We start from the raw sequence: 19309 nt of genomic DNA, 5'->3' as shown, positions 1-19309 counted from the left end.
TTCGAACTGAATATCAGACGCAATAAAAAACCGATTCTTTTTGAGAATCGGTTTTTTATATTCAATTTGATCTAGTGATCTTATTTGCTCTCAGTTTTACCTTCAATGGCTTTGTTTTTATCAAAAAACTTATGACGAATATAACCGATTACACCAGGTAAAACGCTCAAAATAATAATACCAAAAATAAGGTGGGTGAAATTGTCTTTGACTACAGGCAGATTGCCAAATAAATAACCGAGTGTAATAAAAGAACCAACCCAGCAAATTGCACCAACAGCATTATAAGTGAGGAAATACTTATAATTCATGCTACCTGCGCCTGCAACAAAGGGAGCAAAAGTACGTGCAAAAGGAATAAAACGTGCAAAAATAATAGTTTTGCCACCGTGTTTTTCAAAGAATTGTGAAGTTTTGATCAGATGTTGTTTATTAATAAATCGGGATTCAATTTCAAAGACGCGAGGACCGATATATTTACCAATATGATAATTTAGTGTGTCACCTAAAACCGCTGCGATAAACAGTATGATCACTAAGACGACTGGATCCATCGCACCTGTAGATGCAGCTAAAGCACCTGCGGCAAAAAGTAAGCTATCCCCAGGTAGGAATGGCATCACTACCAAACCCGTTTCTACAAAAATAATCAGGAATAAGATTCCGTAAACCCAAACACCATAATTGGTTATAAATTCAAATAAATGTTGGTCAACGTGCAAAATAAAATCAATAAGATTCATAAGGCAAAAACTATGCGAACTCGTAGGCAAATCCTAACAGTGTCGATATTGAAAGTCAGTATTAAAACGTAACTTTATTACATTAAGATGATTGTTCTTAAAATGAAACAATAGGTCTTTTTTTTAGTATTTATGTTGAAATTGGCGATGATTAATATGGCTATATCTTCAGAACGAAATACAAATTTAGGAAAGATCATGTTAAACCCAAATGTCGTTGTTAAAAATATCGTTAATCAACCAAACACAGAAGCAACAATTGCACTCATTGCTCGCATCCTCTTGGCTTACATTTTCCTTGTAGCAGGCTGGGGCAAATTAACGGCTTATAGTGCAACCGTCGGTTATATGGAGTCGATGGGTGTTCCTGGTGCAATGCTCCCTTTAACGATTCTTGTTGAGTTTGGTGGTGGTTTAGCATTGTTATTTGGCTTCCAAGCACGCTTCGCAGCACTTGGTTTAGGTGTATTTAGCTTAATTACAGCATTCTTATTCCATGGTGGTGCAGAAGATGGCATTAACTTTATGAAAAACTTTGCGATGGCAGGTGGTTTATTTTTCTTGATGCTACAGGGCGCAGGTAAATTCAGTCTTGATCATATCATTGAAAAATAATGAATTGAGATTTCAATTATTAAAAGTAGCCAGATGATGATCTGGCTTTTTTGATTAAAAAAAAGCAAAAGATTGTCAGTGCGATCATTGGTTATTTTTATTAATATAGTGGTGTAGTTGATCTAATTAAATTTTATAAATGAAAAAGCAAATACTTGATAGAATAAAAGCACTTGGCGGCAATATTGATAATGTACAAGGTCATTCATTTGTGGATGATCTTCTTTCTATACAATTCAACACAGTATTATATGAACGTCCGCAAGACACACCATGGGCAGAGTCTGATGATCAGGAACCGATCTATGGTTTGGGTGAATATTTTGACCAGCACCAAGCTTTATTTGATCGTGATCCTGAGCAGTTTTTTCAGCAATTGATTCGAGATTATTATCAATTCAGTGAAGAACCTAGAGGGCAAACCTTTTGGCAGCCTTTTTTATTTACACCATATAAACAAGGTACAGATGATTTTGAAGAATGGAATTATGACTTTTTACAGGATGATATTGATTTAAAAGAAGTCATTCAATTCACACAAAATTCAAAGCCTGATTTTCTACAACTTGTTTATCGTTATAGTTTTCCTGATCAATATTATATTTGTCTGTCCGATCCAAATCTGGATAATCCAACTTTGTTTGGTACAGATCACACTGTTTTTTTTAGGGAAGTTAGCAATCAAGGAAGTTTAGAGCAATTTTTAAATCGTTGTATGACACCAGATGAATTGATTGAGATCATCGAAAAGCGCTTAAAAAGTGAAAATAATGGTTAATTTTCAAATGGATTATTCATTCTTCATCTAGGTGACTGAATAAAGTGCGTCCTGTTCAGAAAAATGTTAGAATGTGGCGCTTATATTCGTTGCCTACATAGTTGTATACCATGACGACCAATACCCAAATTACTGAAGATCGTATCCTCATCTTGGATTTCGGTTCTCAATATAGCCAGTTGATTGCACGTCGTGTACGTGAAGCTGGTGTTTATTCAGAAATGTACGCATTTGATATGTCTGAAGAAGACATTCGTGCATTTAACCCAAACGGGATCATCCTTTCAGGTGGTCCAGAAAGTGTTTATGAAGCGGGTAGTCCACGTGCCCCTGAAGTTGTGTTCAACTTAGGTGTGCCTGTACTCGGTATTTGCTATGGTCTACAAACCATGTCGCAACAACTTGGTGGTAAAGTTGAGCCAGGTGATGTGCATGAATTTGGTTATGCAGAAGTAGATATTCAAGTTCGTGATAAATTAATCGGTGATCTTGAAGATACAGCAAACCAATTAAAAGTGTGGATGAGCCACGGTGACAAAGTGACTGCGATTCCTGAAGGTTTCCAAGTGACTGCAAGCACGCCAAGCTGCCCATTTGCAATGGTCTCTGATGAAGCTCGTCGTTTCTATGGTATCCAGTTCCATCCTGAAGTAACGCATACTGCAAAAGGTGCGGAAATTCTGTCGAACTTCGTACATGGCATCTGTGGTTGTCGTAACCTTTGGAATTCTGAAAACATCATCGACTTACGTGTTGAACAATTACGTGAGCAAATTGGCGATCAAAAAGTTCTTTTAGGTCTTTCAGGTGGTGTGGATTCATCTGTAGTTGCTGCACTTTTACATAAAGCGATTGGCGATCAATTGACCTGCGTATTTGTAGACAATGGCTTACTTCGTTTGAACGAAGGCGAGCAAGTGATGGATATGTTTGCGAAAAACATGGGTATCCGTGTGATTCGTGCTGATGCTGAAGATCGTTTCTTGTCTGCACTTGCAGGTGAAGTTGACCCTGAGAAAAAACGTAAAATCATTGGTCGTGAATTCATCGAAGTTTTTGCTGAAGAAGCACGTAAGCTTGATGGCGTAAACTTCCTTGCGCAAGGTACGATTTATCCTGACGTGATCGAATCTGCTGCAACTAAAAATGGTAAAGCACATGTGATCAAATCACACCACAATGTGGGCGGCTTACCAGAAGATTTAGCATTTGAACTGGTTGAGCCAATCCGTGATTTGTTTAAAGATGAAGTACGTCGTTTAGGTACAACTTTAGGTTTACCATTTGAGATGCTTTACCGTCATCCGTTCCCTGGCCCAGGTTTGGGTGTTCGTATTCTTGGCGAAGTGAAAAAAGAGTATGCTGATATTCTTCGTCTTGCTGATGACATCTTTATGCAAGAGCTTCGTGCAAGCGGTTGGTATGATAAAACTGCGCAAGCATTCGCTGTATTCCAACCTGTTAAATCAGTTGGTGTAGTGGGTGATGGTCGTCGTTATGCATGGGTGATTGCACTTCGGGCGGTTGAAACTGTTGACTTTATGACAGCGCGTTTTGCACATCTTCCTTATGATCTTGTTGATAAAATCTCGACTCGTATCATGAATGAAATCGCTGATGTTTCTCGTGTTGTTTATGATGTATCATCTAAACCACCAGCTACGATTGAATGGGAGTAACTTTCAGCATAGCTGAAAGTCTTGCGAGGTGACAAAGCGTTGCTTTGTTATTTCACCGCTCAGGGATTTCAAGAAGCGAAGCTTCTTGCCTAAATTACGCCATGAATAAAATTCAAAGCACTGCTTTGAATTTTGTGCAAGATGCACGTGGCAGTGATGGAAATCATTTAAATGAAAAGAGCGCTTAGGCGCTCTTTTTTGTTATAACGATATTTAATCCAATGTAGATATTAAATGGTATTCTTTAGTTGCTTTAGCATTGATAATTTTTTCTTCAAATTTTAAATGTTTCAAAGGGTTTTCAATGGTTAAGAACGTAGGTAAATCATCTAAATTTAAAACTAGAGTGACAATATAATTGTCCTGATATTCTTGTGCTTTTAAGTATTCATTTTCAGTCAGGCGAAATTTACCTCTTTTTGCCCTAATTCCTTTTACTTCTGCTAGAAATGAATTTTCATGAACATCAACTTGAAAATCATAGCCATCACCATAGAGTCGAGCATCTTCAATACAGCCATTTTTAAACTTTTCAATTGTATTGAAATTATTTAAAAAAAATAATTCTGCTTCCAAGCCCGTTTCTTGAAGCTTCTTAAATCGCGATTTTACAATGGGTTTTACTTCGACTAAGATATTTTTAATATTGAAATTATCTTTCAAAAAAAGTTTTATAATATTTGCATATTCAAAAACATTTTCATTGCCAAATAGGCTATCAATCAGTAATTTTCGATGAATATAAGCATCCCCCTTTTGCCACCAGCCTTTTCTATTATTCTCAAAAAAAGGGTCAAACAAGTCCATTCGATTTTTAACAACACTGGCAGTTTCAACGATTCCTAATTGAACGAAATATTCATAAAATTTGTGTTTAGTTTCAAAACCAAATTGTCTAATTAACTCATGATCAAACTTAGCTAAACCATATCCAATTAAATTTAAAATTTCGTAATTTTGATGTCGTTCGGTCACAGAATTTTCTCTTTAGATTTAAAGTTATTAATCAAAGTTGAATGAGTGAACTATATTGAAATAATCTACATTTGAAAACAATTTCAGTTATTTAGAATAAATTTAATAGTCGAGATAGGTTTACTGTAGCTAACCCCCCTCTCTTGCGAAACGTTGTTTTTCATTCTTAAAAAGGAGAGGGGACTTCCAATAAAATTCAGTGGCGTTATAGATTTAATTTAGCAAAAGGGCTGTGTAATCAGCTAACTTTTACGATGTTAAAAGCAGAGATGATTAAATGTTTTCTATAGACACAAAAAAACCAGCCTTTCGACTGGTTTTCTTTTACGCTCAAATCGGATGGATTAGAAACGGTAACCTGCACGAACACCATAAGTGTTGTAATCATCACCGAAACCAACACGACCTTCTAAGCTTACGTTTTGGTTAAAGAATTTTTTCGCAGAAATACCAAACTCGTCACGATTAGTTAAGTCATTGTTGTAGTAATCTGCACCAACACTTAAAGTTTTATCTAAATACAAGTCACCACGTACTTTATACTCATCTAGGTCGCCAAAAGCACCAAATGCTTCAAAGTTAGCGTCATATTGACCTACTTTCGTTACATACTTCGCACGAACAGTTGGGTCAGCACCGTCATCACCATGCTTTTCGTCATAACCTGTTACACCAAGCGCAAGCAATAAGCCAGCAGTTGGTAAATAACCCACTTCCGCGCCATAAGTTGTTACCTTACGATCAATCGGTGTGTTATCAACTTCATATTCATCACGACCTACACGACCACTAACATAGAAGTCAGAACCAGGTACATAATACTCAAGACCTGCGCCGTATTGAGTGTCTTTCACGCCGTCATTGTTGGCATAATTTACATTGGCTTTTACATTACTTGCGCGATCTAAAAATGCAGCTTCATTCAATGGTGAATTGCGTGTTTGAACTGGTTTAAAGTAATAAGTTCCATCAACACCAAACTGATGAGTAGCATCAAAATCATCTGGGTCATTATATGTATATGAACCACCCACTTCTGCTTGATATGCATGTGCAGTGCCAGTCATAACGAGTGCCGAGAAAACTGCTGAAGCGATTGTTAATTTTTTCATGGTTGATCCCCTCTGAAAATGATTCGTTTCGATATACATTTTTTGTTACAACTTTAAGTCTAGGTGAAATAAATAAATCGTCAACCCAAGTAAGTAATCAAACTGTAATATAGGTAACTTTGTGTAATTTTTAAAGATTAAGTAATTGAAAATAATAAATTAATTTTCATGTTTTGTTTTATTAAAACTGTGTGGGAAATGTGGATATTGGTGGGTTTTGCGTAAATTTTAGACATGTTTTGAAATAAAAAAGGCACTCTGTTTAAAGAATGCCTTTTAAAAACTACGGTTTTTTATAGCTTAGAAACGGAATGTCGCGTTGATATTGTATGCTTGTACGTCATCACCAAAGCCAATTGCAGCACCAACCGCAGCAACGTCATTGATGAAGTATTTTGTACGAAGTGTAAAATAATCGACTGCGTCAGTATCTTTTTCATCTTGACGTTCGTATGCAGTACCAATGCTAAATGTTTTATTTAAGTAGTAATCTGCACCGATTTCATAATGGTCAGTATCACCAAATGTACCATTCGCTTCTAAGTTTACATACTGACCAGATGGGCCTACAGGAGCAACATATTTTGCTGTTACAGCGAATGCTGCATCATCATCGCCATCATTTTCACCATAATAACCATCTACACCCGCAGCAAGAAGTAAGTTGCTGATCGGGGTAAAACCGACTAATGCGCGGTAAGTTGTTACATCATAATCATCTTTGACTGTTGTTTTGGCGTTGGCAAAACGATATTCAGATTCATCTTTGAGGCGACCAAAACCAACTTCAGCATTTGCATAGAACTGTTCATAAAAATATTCTAAGCCACCCACAACATGGTGAATTTCACGCTCGTCTTTAGCAAGCGCATAACTATTGCCGAAATCGTCGATATAATCTTTGCTTTCCATATAGTTATATGTGTATTTTGCATAAACATTGCTGTTATGACCTAAGAAAGCAGCTTCATTTAAAGGGCCAGTTTTGCTTTGTACTGGGTTAAAATAATAGGTTCCTTTGATATCAAATTGATTATCTGTATCAATAAAATCATTGTCATGATCAAAGTAGCTAAAGCCGCCATCTAATTGAACATTGTAGGCGAAACTTGAAGAAGCAAGCGTTGCGATCGCAATTGCGAGTAGTGAGCGTTTCATTGTTGTGACCCTAATTTAAGTTGTTGTTGTCAAAAAAATGTAATATTGGTTGTAAAAGCGTGCGTATTTTTCATAAATATTAAACTGTGGTCAATTGCTTTGTTAGACAAGAAAAGCAATATCTCAACTTTTTTCACTCTGTGGTAGAATGCGTCCGAATTAAAAAACAGCCAATGTGAGATTAAAACTCGTGGAAATCAATCCTTATCTATTACAGCTAAAAGACTTAAATGACCGTGGTCTAACACTACGGGGGTATCTTTGACTACGATCTAAAAAAAGAGCGTTTAGAAGAGGTTCTCCGCGAGTTAGAAGATCCTGCGATCTGGAATGACCAAAGCCGTGCGCAAGCCATGGCAAAAGAAAAAGGCGAACTGGAAAACGTACTCAACGTTTTAGAAGGTTTAGCTACACAAATTGAAGATGCACAAGCACTTTTAGATTTAGCTGTTGAAGCAGATGATGAAAGCTTATTGGCAGATGTACAGGCTGAGTTGGATACAGCAGAAGCAGAATTGGCGAAGCTTGAATTCCGTCGTATGTTCAGCAACCCAATGGACCCGAACCCATGTTATGTGGAAATTCAAGCGGGTTCAGGCGGTACTGAAGCACAGGACTGGGCGTCCATGTTATTGCGTATGTATATGCGTTGGATCGAACGTCATGGCTTTAAAGCTGAACTGATGGAAGAATCTGACGGTGATGTGGCAGGGATTAAATCTGCAACGATCCGTGTTGAAGGTGAATATGCATACGGTTGGTTGCGTACCGAATCTGGCGTACACCGTTTAGTACGGAAGTCACCGTTTGACTCAGGTAACCGCCGTCATACCTCATTCTCAGCAGTGTTTGTATCGCCTGAAGTTGATGATAATATTGAAATTGATATTAACCCAGCCGATGTCCGTACCGATACTTATCGTGCATCAGGTGCGGGTGGTCAGCACATTAACAAAACTGACTCTGCGGTACGTTTAACCCACGCGCCAACAGGTATCGTGGTGGCATGTCAGAACCAGCGTTCACAACATGCGAACCGTGACCATGCCTGGAAACAGTTACGTGCAAAATTGTATGAGCTGGAAATGAGTAAGCGTAACGAAGCTGCGCAGGCACTTGAAGATTCTAAGTCTGATATTGGTTGGGGCAGTCAGATTCGTTCATACGTTTTAGATGACTCACGGATTAAAGACTTGCGTACTGGTGTGGAAAATTCCAACACAGGTGCGGTGCTGGATGGTGATCTGGATAAATTTATTGAAGCGAGTTTAAAGCAAGGGCTTTAATACGGCGTATTTTTCATAAATTTTTTCTATTTAAATTATGATAAATAGCAAGGCTTTATCAGTATTTTTATAATATATCTAAAATATTCGATATTAAAATCGAAAAAATGCGATATATTGTCCACAAAGATGCTGAATAGAGCTTTGCTCAAAATTGGATGTATCTGATACGGGTTGTGGCTATGGATATTGATTTAATTTCTAAAGCATTGGCAAATCCGACTCGACGCCAGATTCTGGAGTGGTTGAAAAATCCACAACAGTATCTGTGTGAAGAGCAGTGCGGTGGATTTAGTCGTGGCATATGTGCAGGGAATATCGAGAAACTCGGTAATGTCTCTCAGTCCACGATGTCCAATCATTTGTCAGTTTTGCAACAGTCAGGATTAATTCAAGCAGAAAAGTATGGTCAATGGTCGTACTTTTCACGTAATGAAGCTTTAATTCAGCAATATATTGAATATCTTAAAAACTCGCTTTAATTCCTGATTCAGGTTGGAAAGCGAGTGATGAGGCAAATATGGCTGAACTTTCTTCTCCTCTCGTCCTGGGCGATTTACATCTCAAAAATCGTGTCGTGATGGCTCCCTTAACACGCAGTCGTGCAACAGCGGATCGTGTTCCAACCGCAATGATGGCGGAATACTATGCGCAACGTGCCAGTGCAGGTTTAATTATTTCCGAAGCGACGGTGATCTCTGAAGAAGCCAATGGTTATTTAAATACTCCAGGATTATTCACAGATGCACAAGTGGAAGGTTGGAAATTGACCACTCAAGCGGTGCATGACAAAGGCAGTTTGATTGTTGCTCAGTTGTGGCATGTGGGGCGTGTATCGCACCCTGATCTTTTAAATGGTGAAACGCCTGTATCTGCAAGTGCTGTACAACAAGCGGGGCAGGTGAGTTTACTGCGTCCAAAACGTGATTATGTTGTGCCACGTGCTTTAGAAATCTCTGAAATTAAAACGATTATTGCGCAATATAAACAGGCTGCAATCCGTGCCAAAGAAGCAGGTTTTGATGGCGTTGAACTGCATGCTGCCAATGGTTATCTGATCGATCAGTTCCTGCAAAGTTCAACCAATCAGCGTGATGATGAATATGGTGGTTCGGTAGAGAATCGTACTCGTTTATTACTGGAAGTGACTGATGTTTTGATCGAGGTGTGGGGCGCAAGTCGTGTTGGCGTGCATTTAGCTCCACGTGGTGATGAACATGATATGGGGGATGCTGATCCACGTGAAACCTTTGGTTATGCTTTGGAGCAGTTAGGAAAGCGTAAGATCGCATTCTTCTTTACTCGTGAATATCTGGCTGATGACAGTATCAGTGAAGATATGAAACAGCGCTCAGGCGGTGTGCCTTATATTGCCAATATGAAGTTGAGCCGTGATGATGCGATTACGTTATTAGCTTCAGGCAAAGCGGATGCGGTGTCTTTTGGTAAGGCTTATATTGCCAATCCTGATCTGTTTGAGCGTTTGGTTCAGAATGCACCTTTGAATGAACTGGTGTTTGAAAATATGATCGGTTCGCAAACGGCGGAAGGGTATATTGATTATCCTGCTTTGGTTTAATTCAGTGATTTAGTTTTATAAAAAACAGCCCTTCATCCTCTTGCGGAGTTTTACTCCTCATCCCAAAGGGAGAAGGGACTTTCATTATTTTATTGAGAATAGCGCTAAATAATATTGTTCTTACTGCCCAAAAAAAAGATATTGTGATTTTTCACAACAATTCGTTAAATATTATTCATTAACAACTGAATATAGCTCTGTTATATTTGCCCATTAAATTGATTCTGGGGCATTCTGTTTGGCTACTCCTTTCTGGTATAACGCAGCACTGACGATCGTCAAACCATTGTATCGTTCACGAATAAAAAAACGTGCGCAAAATACAGCGGAATATCAACAGGAATGTCTTGAACGTTTTGGCCCATTTCAGCCTGCTAAAAACTTGCAAACGATATGGTTTCATTGTGTTTCTGTGGGTGAAACCAATGCCGCTCAACCCTTGATCGAGCATTATTTAAAATTGGGTCATGCAGTTCTTGTGACCAATACTACCAAGACAGGGCAGGCCCGTTCTAAATCGTTATTCTTAAAAGTGCCCTATGAAGCGTTATTTCAGGCGGTGTATTTACCTGCAGATCAAAAGTATTTAATTGCTGATTTTTATCAGAAATATCAGCCTAAATTGTTGATTCTGGTTGAAACAGAGCTGTGGCCAAATCTGATTGATCAAGCCAAAGAATTTAAAGTTCCCTGTATTTTGGTCAATGCACGACTTTCGGAAAAGTCAGCCAAAGGCTATGGCAAAGTGCCGAGTCTGACCCGTCCGATGTTACAAAAACTGGATCGTTTATTGGCGCAAGATCAGGCAACGCAACAACGTTTTATTGCTTTAGGCAGTCAGCCAGATCAAACTGAAGTGGTTGGGAGTATCAAATTTGATATTTCAGCACCTGAGAAATTTGTACAGAAAGCTCAACAATTACAGCAGGATTGGAATTTAAGTTCCCGTAAAATCATTACGATTGCGAGTACCCATTCTCCTGAAGAAGAAAAACTGCTTACCGCTTTTAAACCCTATCTGGAACTGTATTCGGATTGGCTACTCATTGTCGTACCACGTCATCCTGAACGTTTTGATGAAGTGTTTAATAGTGCTCAAAGTCTGAATTTAAATACCCAACGCCGTAGCTTAGATCAATTGATTCAATCGGATACTCAGGTGTATTTAGCCGACAGTATGGGTGAAATGTGGCTGTGGTATGCCTTAAGTCAGGCTTGTTTCGTCGGTGGGTCGCTGAATGAACCTGGTGGTGGACATAATATTTTAGAACCGATGGTTTTAGATGTACCGACAGTAATTGGTCCAAATTATTTTAATTTCCAAGCCATTGTCGATGAGTTTATTCAGGCAGATGCAGTTGCGGTCGGGCAGTCTGTGGATGAAGTGACACAGTTACTGGTTCGTTGTCTGCAAAATCAGGTATTTGCACAGCAACTCAGTCAGCATGCGATTGAAGTATTGAATAAAAATAAAGGGTCTTTGCAAAAGCATATTGCAGTGATTGATGCCTATCTATGAACATCGTTCTGTTAGACCCGCGTCAGACTGAATCTGAAATTTGGACTATTAGCTCCAAGCGACAGCTTGAACATTTACTTACCCATGTCGGTGTCAAAGTCGGTGATACGCTGAAAGTTGGGATTCGTGAAGGTAAGCGCTATTTAACTGAAATTATTGATATTTCAGAAAATTCGATTCAGCTCAAACCGCTAAAAGAAGAATCTGTCCCTGAAAAATTACCTGTCACGCTGATTGTGGCTTTACCACGTCCCAAAGTTTTACGTCGTTTAATTATGGATGCGATTACACTGGGTGTGGATAAGTTGATTATTATCCACAGTTATCGCGTGGATAAAAGTTACTGGCAAACTCCATTCCTACAACAGCTTGATCATTTTGTGACATTAGGCTTAGAACAAGCTGGTGACACGATTGCACCGAAAATTGAGTTATATAAACGTTTTAAACCTTTTGTTGAAGATGTATTACCCACCATGATCAGTGAACAAAACCCTGCTTATGTCGCACATCCTTATACAGATTTAAAAATGCCCTATGCGGTTGATCATTCATGTACGGTGATCATTGGACCTGAGGGTGGTTTTATTCCTTATGAAATTGATTTACTCATAAAAAACGGCTGCCAAGCGGTGAGCTTAGGCAACCGAATTTTAAGAACTGAAACCGCAATTCCTTATGTGTTGGGGCGTTTATTTAGCGCGACCTGAGTCGTTTTCATCTACAGATGGATCACCACGATAGACTTTGACTTCTTGTACTGGATAAGGAATTGAGATGTTATTTTCAGCAAATGCATCCAATACCAATTCTTGAATTTCACTGATAGATGAAGCCGTGAGCACTTGACTGGTATCTACCCACCAACGCACGGTTAAATTCACAGAAAAATCAGCAAGTGCTGTTACATTTACCGAGAAACCTGGTTGGCTTAAAATGCGTTGATCTTTATCTAATAATTTTAAAATAATGTCTTTGGCTTTTTGCACATCATCTTCATAACCAATACCGACCACAAACTCACAACGACGACGTGGATAGGCTGTATTTACAGTCACTGCACTGGTATAGACGGTCGCATTGGGAATCACGATACGACGACCATCTGGTGAACGGAGGAATGTCGCACGGATTTGAATATCTTCAACGGTTCCTTCCATGCCTGTGACGATAATGTCATCACCGATTTTAAATGGCTCAGAAATTAGAATCAGAATCCCTGAAAGTAAATTTTGGAAAATATCTTTAAATGCAAAACCGATTGCAACAGAACCAATCCCAAGAGCACTCATCAATTGACCTGGTGTAAAACCAGGGATGGCAATCACCATGGCGATCAAGAAACCAAAGAACATAATCGCAGTACTACCCACACGGTTCAAAACTAGAACCAAGTTTTGACGAGTATAGTTACGATTGGATAAGGTTTTACGGACAAAGAATTTAAACAGTTTAGACAATAACCAGAAAATGGTAATGACGACTAAAGCAATAGTTAAATAAGGCAGACGTTCCCAAAAACCATCTACAAATTTGTCGATCGTTGAGTAGGCATCGTTATATTTTGCAGTATGTTGAATCACGGATTGCGCCGTTTTTTCACCTGCGGATTGGATGAGTTGGGTGGTGTCTTGTGCGACCTCACTTAATTTATTTGCTTCTTCAGCCACTGTCGTGTCCAGTAAAATGATTGTGATATTTTGCCTGAAATTTCAAAGATGTTCAGCATTGATTACAGTTTTTCGTATAACTTGTAAACAAAGTTTAAACTTGTCATTTAATCATTCACATTGATCAATCATCTTCTTACTTTAAAGGCTTTCATAAATTTAAAAATATTGTGTGCCTTTTTGAATAATTTCATGAGGTTGTTCAAGTTCACCTGAACCCATCATAAACGAAATCACACTCGCAGAAGCAAATAGCCCAAGTACAAAGAAAATGATCATTAACCACGCAACAATTTTTTCAATAAAAGCTGATGAACGTGGGTGTCCAAAACGATTGGGATGTTGTTCACCGCGTGCTAAAAGCAGATAAAGCAATGTAAAAAATTGAATAATCGGAATAAAAAGTAAGAGGCTGAGCCAGCCAGACTTATTACGATCATGGAAACGACGAATAATAATGACAGCCAATCCATAAAGATAAAAACAGCTGAGAAATAAATAAGCAATTTCACCCATTCCAGAAATTGAGGTCATCGCATGCTGGCTGAGATGTAAGTTATTTAAATTAAGCACGCCAAAAAAAACGCTCAGGGCAACTGCTATAACGGACACTAAAATGTGGAGTAATCCAAACCAAGCAATATAACTGAGACGATTGAAACGCCCATGTATTGAAAGAGGATGGTCTGTTTTGGGAGAGGTTTTTTTTGAAAAAAAAGTTGAGGCGTGTTGCGTTGACATATAGAAGTTGTCCAGATCAAGAAATTCGGTAAGGAAATGTTTTTTTCTGAAAAAAGACATATGCATGTACCACAACAAATTATAAGATCAAAAATAGTACATAGATATTGAAAATTCGAATGTTTTGGCAAATGACTGAGCATTTTTCGATGGTTAAAGTGACGCCCGTGTCTACGACCAAAGCACAATTGTTAACCAAAATGAGCTATCGTAATACTGAACAGATGCAACAAATAAAATCAATAACGTAGGCATACATTCCGAGATGGAATGCAAAATCAAGGAAGTGATTATGAAAGAAATCTATCCAGTTCCAGAACAATTTGTAAAAACAGCAAGAACCAATGAACAACAGTATTTTGAACGTTACCAACAGTCTGTAGAACATCCAGATGAATTCTGGGCAGAAGCAGCCAAAAAACTTGACTGGATTAAACCCTTTACACAAGTGAAGAATACCAGTTATGACCCCGATCACTTCAAAATCGAGTGGTTTGCAGATGGGCAGTTAAACGTTAGTGAAAACTGTCTGGATCGTCATTTAAAAGAACATCCATTGAAACCTGCGATTATCTGGGAGGGTGATCATCCGTCACGTCATAAAATAATCTCTTTTGAAGAGTTGCATGATGAAGTCTGTCGTTTCGCCAATGTCTTGAAGAAAAACGGTGTCAGCAAAGGTGATCGTGTGGTGCTGTATATGCCAATGATTCCAGAGGCGGCGATTGCAATGTTGGCATGTACCCGTATTGGTGCTGTGCATTGCGTGGTCTTTGGTGGTTTCTCACCAGATTCTTTGGCGAGTCGTATTGATGACAGTCAGGCAAAATTGGTGGTTACTGCTGACCAAGGGATGCGTGGTGGTAAAACCATTCCACTCAAAGAAAATGTCGATGCAGCATTACAATTGGATGGTACATCTTCTGTTGAAAAAATGATTGTGGTACATCGTACAGGGCACCCGATTACGATGAAAGAAGGTCGTGATCTGTGGTATCACATGGAAATTATGACCGTCACGGATATTTGTCCACCTGAACCAATGAATGCAGAAGATCCACTCTTCATTCTGTATACCTCGGGTTCTACCGGAAAACCGAAAGGGGTGTTGCATACCACAGGTGGCTATCTGACCTATGTAAATTCAACTTTCCGTGAAGTTTTTGATATTAAACAGAATGATGTCTTTTGGTGTACAGCAGATGTTGGCTGGATTACGGGGCATTCTTATGTTGTATATGGCCCATTGTCCAATGGTACAACCACAGTGATGTCGGAGGGTATTCCGCAATATCCAAGCTGGGCACGTACAGGGCATATTGTCGATAAACACAACATCACCATTTTATATACAGCACCAACTGCGATTCGCGCGATGATGCGTGAGGGTGATGCCTATGTCCGTGAAAGTGACCGTAGCAGTTTACGTCTATTAGGCACTGTGGGTGAGCCGATTAATCCTGAAGCATGGAATTGGTATTACACGGTTGTTGGTGAAAGCCGTTGCCCAGTTGTAGATACATGGTGGCAAACTGAAACAGGCGGTATTTTGATTTCCCCACTTCCTGGTGCTACAGCGGTTAAACCAGGCTCTGCAACACGCCCTCTATTTGGCGTACAGCCAGCTTTGGTCGATGCAGATGGCAATGAACTTGAAGGTGAGGCTGAAGGGAATCTGATTATCAAAGATTCCTGGCCTGGGCAGATGCGAACCATTTGGGGCGACCCTGCACGTTTTATCGAAGCCTATTTTGCGACCTATCCAGGGAGTTATTTTACAGGTGATGGGGCACGTCGTGATAAAGACGGATATTACTGGATCACAGGACGTGTTGATGATGTGCTGAATGTTTCAGGGCATCGTTTAGGAACTGCTGAAATTGAAAGCGCTTTGGTGGCGCATGAAAAAGTGGCTGAATCAGCCGTGGTGGGTATGCCACATGATATTAAAGGTCAGGGCGTTGCTGCTTATGTCACTTTGCAGGCAGGTGAAGTTGAAACGGAAGAATTACGTCAGGAACTGGTGGCATGGGTACGTAAGGTTTTGGGCCCTGTTGCGACCCCAGATGCCATTTATTGGGCGCCATCATTGCCAAAAACCCGTTCTGGTAAAATCATGCGCCGTATTTTGCGTAAGATCGTTGCCAATGAGCTGGACAGTCTGGGAGATACATCAACACTGGCAGACCCGAGTGTGGTGGATCAGTTGATTAAAGAAGTTCAGGCGAACAGTCGATTTGATCTTTAGATTCACATGCATTGGAAGTTCCTTCTCCCTTTGGGAGAAGGCTAGGATGAGGGGGCTTTGAAGATGAGGGCTCACTTGTGAAGTTTTACTCCTTATCCCACAGGGAGAGAGGACTTTTCTTGATTAACTGATGTTACGCACTTCAAAAGAAATGCATTTTTTAAAACAGCTTTAAACTTACTAGACGGAGTCTTACATCAAAAGTTTTGATTTAGGGATTAGCCTTCGGCTCGACCTATTTTTCTTTCGGGAAAATGAGAAACGAAGCTTCGCAAGAAAACCACCTTGCGGAGCGTTGCTCCTCACCGCAAAACTCGACAAATACCATCTTTTGATTGATATATCACAGAAACATTAATTTACAGATGTAGTCCTGCCTCAAACACGTTGCGGATGACGTTATCGCGTATCCACTTTTTATTGAGATGCGATCTACAATTTGATATTACTGTGTAACATCAGCGATTAATATAAAAGTTAAATACCGTTAGCATCAGGTTAGCGGTATTTTTTGTGTGGCTCAGTATTTTCAAAATAGTGCATAAGTTCAGCAGGCATTCAGATAAAGCAGTTCAGGATGATCTGCTAAGCTAAAAATATTAAAAATAAGGACAGTCACATGAATGCGCCACAAGCTTTAAACCGATCTCCCCTCGACGTTGCCCAACGACTGGCTGAACAATTTGCGCAGACTGCGGCAGAAAGAGACAAGACAGGGGGCAATCCAAAGTATGAACGTGATCTGATTCGTCGCAGTGGTTTGCTTGGACTGTCTATTCCTAAGCAATATGGTGGGCAAGGGGCGGATTGGAAAACTATTTTCCAGACCATTCGCACCATCGCGCAAGTCGATAGTTCATTGGCGCATGTCTATGGTTTTCACCACTTGTTGATTGCGACAGTGCAATTATTTTCCCAGCCTGAGCAATATGCAAAATGGTTTGAAGATACGGCTAAAAATAATCTGTTCTGGGGCAATACTTTAAATCCATTGGATCGACGGACTACAGCAATTCAAATCTCAGAGAATGAATATATTTTTCAGGGTGATAAAAGTTTTTGTTCAGGTTCGATCGATTCAGATATTTTGCTGTGTTCAGGTTTTAATGAAGCAGGGAAATTATTGATTGGGGTGATTCCCACTGCGCGTCAGGGCGTAAGTTTTTTAGGTGATTGGAACAATATGGGACAACGCCAGACCGATAGCGGTACGAGCCATTTTGAACAGGTCAAAATTTCCAAAAATGAATTATTACTCAACCCAGGCCCTTTAAGCACACCGTATTCGAGTGTACGTCCGTTGATTGCGCAATTGATTTTTGTACATTTATTTTTAGGTGTGGCTGAGGGGGCTTTTGAGGTTGCGAAAGAGGCTGTGCAAAGTCAGAAAGCATGGTCAAAATCGTTGGCTGAAAATGCCGTGAATGATCCATTTATCCAAAAGCATTTTGCTGAATTTTATGTGCAGCTTGAAAGTGTACGTTTACTTGCTAATAAAGCCGTGGAAAGCTTGCAGGATGCGTGGAATGTAGGTGAGGGTTTAACCGGAGAACAGCGTGGACAGGTATCTGTTGCGATCGCCACTGCGAAAATTGCAGCGACCAATACGTCGCTATTTGTGACACAGAATATTTTCCAAGTTATGGGTGCAAGGGCTACGACAGCCAAACTGAATTTAGATCGTTTTTGGCGCAATGTACGCACGCAGACTTTGCATGATCCGATTGATTATAAATATCAGGAAGTCGGTGAATGGGTGCTGACAGGAAAAGTACCTGATCCAAGTTTTTATTCTTAAGAAAAATAAAATCTTTCAGTTTTATGATGACCTCTTAACGGGAAATGTTAAGAGGATCCATTTTATGAGATAGGCTATCTAAAGTTTCCAGAATCATGTCGATTTTACTGCAATGAATGAAATACCTCATACGCGGCTTTGATGCGTTCTGGATTTGGTATTTTTTTGTTCATCAACATAACTAAGCCAAACTTTTTTTCAGGAATATAAATAATATAAGACCCGAAACCATTGGTAGAACCTGTTTTGTGGAAGACTTTTGAGCTAGTATCAACCGTTGTCTTTTCAACTGGGTTTGATTGCATGACAACACGCTCAGAGTTGCTTTCCAGTAAGGTCTGCAATGTCGCTGGATAAGTAAATTTTTCCCATCCGAGTGCTTGAGTCATGTCTCCAATTTTATAATAACCTGTATGTGTAGCCTTGATCGCAGGTTTGATCGTTGCTCTGGCAAGCTCAGGGTCTATGTTTAAATTGATAAAATGCAACAGATCCGTGAGGTTCGATTTCACGCCATAGGCTTGAGTATCAAAAGCCCCCGCAGTCACACGTATGGGCTGATTCTTTTGATTATAACCAAAGGCATAATTTTTCAGTTGTTGTTTAGGTACCTGAATATAGGTGTGTTTTAGATCAAGTTGCGGATAGATAACCTGCTCAGATAAGGTTTTAAAAGGCATCTTCATCGCTTTAGCCGTCACCTCACCAAACAGTCCTATACTTGGGTTGGAATATTGACGGTATTTTCCAATCGGATTTTTGATGTGCCAGTTTTGAAAATATTGAATAATTTCGGCATCTGTCTGTATTTGATCAGGAAACTGTAAAGGAAGATTGCCACTGGTGTAGGTTGCCAATTCCAGCAGTGTCACTTGATTGATTTCTGAGTTTTTGAGTGCAGGCAGATATTGTGCAGGGTAATCCTGAAGGGACATTTTTCCAAGATTTTGCGCATACGTTCCCGCAATAGCAGTAAATATTTTACTGACTGAACCTAATTCAAAAAGGGTATTTTTAGTCACTTTTTTATGGTCAGCAATAGACTGTAAACCTGAATATTGTTCGTAACTTTTTCCCTTATAGATCACGCCGATTGCCATACCTGAGACATCATATTTTTTCATCAGGGGCTGAAATGACTGGTTTATCGCTTTTTCAACCTTGAGCTGATCTGAAGATATTCCTGCTTGATTGGTATTTGCAGTGGTGATGCTTGTACAACTGATAAAAAAGCAGAAAATAGCGGTGCTTTTATTGAAAAACAACATACAGGAACATCTTCCATTCGAAACAAACTGTCTGAATAGCATGTTGATTAACGATTTGGAAGAAAAAAATCCCTCAAGCCGAGTCATGAGGGAAAACTAAAAACCTTATTTTTGATTATTTATTGTTATTTTCTAAGCAC

17 protein-coding genes are annotated in these 19309 nt (G+C 39.4%); 10 read left to right on the top strand and 7 right to left on the bottom strand.

The window, feature by feature from the left end; all coding sequences use genetic code 11:
* Nucleotides 1-80: 80 nt before the first annotated feature.
* Nucleotides 81-743, bottom strand: a complete 663-nt coding sequence (locus BEN71_RS18235) for a DedA family protein (protein ID WP_068975603.1) — start codon at nt 741-743, stop codon at nt 81-83.
* A gap of 198 nt (nt 744-941) precedes the next feature.
* Here BEN71_RS18235 and BEN71_RS18230 point away from each other — a divergent pair, with 198 nt between their 5' ends.
* From BEN71_RS18230 to guaA, 3 genes are all read left to right on the top strand, one after another.
* On the top strand, nt 942-1358 hold the full coding sequence (locus tag BEN71_RS18230) for a DoxX family protein (protein ID WP_068975675.1): 417 nt from the start codon (nt 942-944) through the stop codon (nt 1356-1358).
* A gap of 139 nt (nt 1359-1497) precedes the next feature.
* On the top strand, nt 1498-2136 hold the full coding sequence (locus tag BEN71_RS18225) for a hypothetical protein (RefSeq protein WP_068975604.1): 639 nt from the start codon (nt 1498-1500) through the stop codon (nt 2134-2136).
* A 110-nt stretch (nt 2137-2246) separates the two neighbouring features.
* Nucleotides 2247-3815: a glutamine-hydrolyzing GMP synthase gene (gene guaA, locus BEN71_RS18220; RefSeq protein ID WP_068975605.1), complete on the top strand. Its 1569-nt coding sequence runs from the start codon at nt 2247-2249 to the stop codon at nt 3813-3815.
* Nucleotides 3816-4028: 213 nt separating this feature from the next.
* On the opposite strand, the gene BEN71_RS18215 is transcribed toward guaA, so the two are convergent.
* From BEN71_RS18215 to BEN71_RS18205, 3 genes are all read right to left on the bottom strand, one after another.
* Nucleotides 4029-4790, bottom strand: a complete 762-nt coding sequence (locus BEN71_RS18215; RefSeq protein ID WP_068975606.1) for a DUF3883 domain-containing protein — start codon at nt 4788-4790, stop codon at nt 4029-4031.
* Between the two features lie 344 nt (nt 4791-5134).
* Nucleotides 5135-5902: a putative porin gene (locus BEN71_RS18210; protein WP_068975607.1), complete on the bottom strand. Its 768-nt coding sequence runs from the start codon at nt 5900-5902 to the stop codon at nt 5135-5137.
* Between the two features lie 300 nt (nt 5903-6202).
* Nucleotides 6203-7060, bottom strand: a complete 858-nt coding sequence (locus BEN71_RS18205; protein WP_068975608.1) for a putative porin — start codon at nt 7058-7060, stop codon at nt 6203-6205.
* A 190-nt stretch (nt 7061-7250) separates the two neighbouring features.
* Here BEN71_RS18205 and prfB point away from each other — a divergent pair.
* The 5 genes from prfB to BEN71_RS18180 all read left to right on the top strand — a co-directional run bounded on the left by prfB (nt 7251) and on the right by BEN71_RS18180 (nt 12154).
* Nucleotides 7251-8346 (top strand): peptide chain release factor 2 gene (gene prfB, locus BEN71_RS18200; protein ID WP_100249700.1). Its coding sequence is split into 2 segments (ribosomal slippage): nt 7251-7322 and nt 7324-8346, totalling 1095 coding nucleotides; the frame shifts between segments, so codons are not numbered across the junction.
* Between the two features lie 182 nt (nt 8347-8528).
* The gene (locus tag BEN71_RS18195) at nt 8529-8828 is read left to right on the top strand and encodes an ArsR/SmtB family transcription factor (protein WP_068975610.1); all 300 of its coding nucleotides are present in this window, start codon (nt 8529-8531) and stop codon (nt 8826-8828) included.
* A gap of 38 nt (nt 8829-8866) precedes the next feature.
* A complete protein-coding gene (locus BEN71_RS18190) occupies nt 8867-9925 on the top strand; it encodes an alkene reductase (RefSeq protein ID WP_068975611.1) in 1059 nt (352 codons plus the stop codon).
* Between the two features lie 238 nt (nt 9926-10163).
* Nucleotides 10164-11444: a 3-deoxy-D-manno-octulosonic acid transferase gene (locus BEN71_RS18185; protein WP_068975612.1), complete on the top strand. Its 1281-nt coding sequence runs from the start codon at nt 10164-10166 to the stop codon at nt 11442-11444.
* Nucleotides 11441-12154: a 16S rRNA (uracil(1498)-N(3))-methyltransferase gene (locus tag BEN71_RS18180; protein ID WP_068975613.1), complete on the top strand. Its 714-nt coding sequence runs from the start codon at nt 11441-11443 to the stop codon at nt 12152-12154. Before BEN71_RS18185 ends, BEN71_RS18180 begins: the two co-directional genes overlap by 4 nt.
* Here the strand turns inward: BEN71_RS18180 and BEN71_RS18175 are convergent.
* Both BEN71_RS18175 and BEN71_RS18170 read right to left on the bottom strand, forming a co-directional pair.
* Nucleotides 12137-13114, bottom strand: a complete 978-nt coding sequence (locus tag BEN71_RS18175) for a mechanosensitive ion channel family protein (RefSeq protein WP_068975614.1) — start codon at nt 13112-13114, stop codon at nt 12137-12139. The two genes, BEN71_RS18180 and BEN71_RS18175, sit on opposite strands and share 18 nt — an antisense overlap.
* A gap of 159 nt (nt 13115-13273) precedes the next feature.
* Nucleotides 13274-13855 carry a DUF805 domain-containing protein gene (locus tag BEN71_RS18170; protein WP_068975615.1) on the bottom strand — a complete coding sequence of 194 codons (582 nt, stop codon included), beginning with the start codon at nt 13853-13855 and terminating at the stop codon, nt 13274-13276.
* Nucleotides 13856-14147: 292 nt separating this feature from the next.
* Here BEN71_RS18170 and acs point away from each other — a divergent pair, with 292 nt between their 5' ends.
* Both acs and BEN71_RS18160 read left to right on the top strand, forming a co-directional pair.
* Entirely contained in the window at nt 14148-16103 is a 1956-nt protein-coding gene (gene acs / locus BEN71_RS18165) for an acetate--CoA ligase (protein ID WP_068975616.1), read from the top strand.
* A gap of 619 nt (nt 16104-16722) precedes the next feature.
* Entirely contained in the window at nt 16723-17901 is a 1179-nt protein-coding gene (locus tag BEN71_RS18160; RefSeq protein WP_068975617.1) for an acyl-CoA dehydrogenase family protein, read from the top strand.
* A gap of 104 nt (nt 17902-18005) precedes the next feature.
* Here BEN71_RS18160 and ampC read toward each other — a convergent pair whose 3' ends face one another.
* Nucleotides 18006-19169, bottom strand: a complete 1164-nt coding sequence (gene ampC, locus BEN71_RS18155) for a class C beta-lactamase (protein WP_068975618.1) — start codon at nt 19167-19169, stop codon at nt 18006-18008.
* Nucleotides 19170-19309 lie beyond the last annotated feature (140 nt).

Source organism: Acinetobacter wuhouensis (assembly GCF_001696605.3).
Taxonomy (GTDB): Bacteria; Pseudomonadota; Gammaproteobacteria; order Pseudomonadales; family Moraxellaceae; genus Acinetobacter; species Acinetobacter wuhouensis.
This window is presented reverse-complemented; position numbering and strand designations above follow the sequence as displayed.

Coding starts and splice junctions, on each gene's coding strand:
- BEN71_RS18170 (WP_068975615.1), bottom strand. CDS start 13,855: ATGTCAACGCAACACGCCTCAACTTTTTTTTCAAAAAAAACCTCTCCC.
- BEN71_RS18205 (WP_068975608.1), bottom strand. CDS start 7,060: ATGAAACGCTCACTACTCGCAATTGCGATCGCAACGCTTGCTTCTTCA.
- BEN71_RS18180 (WP_068975613.1), top strand. CDS start 11,441: ATGAACATCGTTCTGTTAGACCCGCGTCAGACTGAATCTGAAATTTGG.
- BEN71_RS18230 (WP_068975675.1), top strand. CDS start 942: ATGTTAAACCCAAATGTCGTTGTTAAAAATATCGTTAATCAACCAAAC.
- guaA (WP_068975605.1), top strand. CDS start 2,247: ATGACGACCAATACCCAAATTACTGAAGATCGTATCCTCATCTTGGAT.
- BEN71_RS18190 (WP_068975611.1), top strand. CDS start 8,867: ATGGCTGAACTTTCTTCTCCTCTCGTCCTGGGCGATTTACATCTCAAA.
- BEN71_RS18235 (WP_068975603.1), bottom strand. CDS start 743: ATGAATCTTATTGATTTTATTTTGCACGTTGACCAACATTTATTTGAA.
- BEN71_RS18160 (WP_068975617.1), top strand. CDS start 16,723: ATGAATGCGCCACAAGCTTTAAACCGATCTCCCCTCGACGTTGCCCAA.
- ampC (WP_068975618.1), bottom strand. CDS start 19,169: ATGTTGTTTTTCAATAAAAGCACCGCTATTTTCTGCTTTTTTATCAGT.
- BEN71_RS18195 (WP_068975610.1), top strand. CDS start 8,529: ATGGATATTGATTTAATTTCTAAAGCATTGGCAAATCCGACTCGACGC.
- BEN71_RS18225 (WP_068975604.1), top strand. CDS start 1,498: ATGAAAAAGCAAATACTTGATAGAATAAAAGCACTTGGCGGCAATATT.
- BEN71_RS18210 (WP_068975607.1), bottom strand. CDS start 5,902: ATGAAAAAATTAACAATCGCTTCAGCAGTTTTCTCGGCACTCGTTATG.
- acs (WP_068975616.1), top strand. CDS start 14,148: ATGAAAGAAATCTATCCAGTTCCAGAACAATTTGTAAAAACAGCAAGA.